Source organism: Natronoarchaeum rubrum (assembly GCF_024494695.1).
The window spans coordinates 1-718 of sequence record NZ_JANHDP010000015.1; the positions used below are offsets into that span (position 1 = coordinate 1).

Here is a 718-nt window from a genome sequence, read left to right on the forward strand (position 1 = left end):
GGTGTCGTCTTCGATGAATGAGTCCAGTGGACGTCTGGATCGCACGTACACGCGGTCTTCATCTACCGCCCGGTGGTCTGGGGCGGTATCGACCCTTCCCATCCGCGCTCGCACGGGATGGTGCATCGGTGTGCTCGTACTCCGTCCGAGGGCCGTTTCCCACTTAAGGGCAACGATCCCCGGAGCGCAGTACGGGACATGGACCCACAGGGATTCGAACCCTGGGCATCCTCCTTGCAAAGGAGGCACTCTACCACTGAGCTATGGGCCCACTCCCGGCTGCCCCGATCTGGGGCGGCCGGGAGGGCGTATATAGTGTTAGCCTTGATAGTTCGTTAGCGCCCGGCCGAGCGGGCGTGTCGTCGACGTGTGGACCATGACTGGTACCTGCTGGGATGCAGGATTTTTGGAAAGCTCTCCCGTGTGAGGGGAGAGTCCTACGAGTGGGCCAGGCGCGTCGGCCTGGTCCCGGTCTGTAGGAGGTGATCCAGCCGCAGATTCCCCTACGGCTACCTTGTTACGACTTAATCCCCCTTGCGGAACCCAGATTCGACTCGGGAACCGAGCCTCATCCGGATCCCACTCGGGTGATTTGACGGGCGGTGTGTGCAAGGAGCAGGGACGTATTCACCGCCACCTTCTGAGTGGCGATTACTACCGAATCCAGCTTCATGAGGGCGAGTTTCAGCCCTCAATCCGAACTACGACCGAGTTTCGG

At 61.0% G+C, this 718-nt stretch carries 1 tRNA gene and 1 rRNA gene; both read right to left on the reverse strand.

The features are described from left to right. Nucleotides 1-199: 199 nt before the first annotated feature. A tRNA-Ala gene (locus NO931_RS20550) sits at nt 200-271 on the reverse strand. A gap of 206 nt (nt 272-477) precedes the next feature. Then, nucleotides 478-718: ribosomal RNA gene (locus NO931_RS20555) — 16S ribosomal RNA — on the reverse strand; the annotation flags it as partial.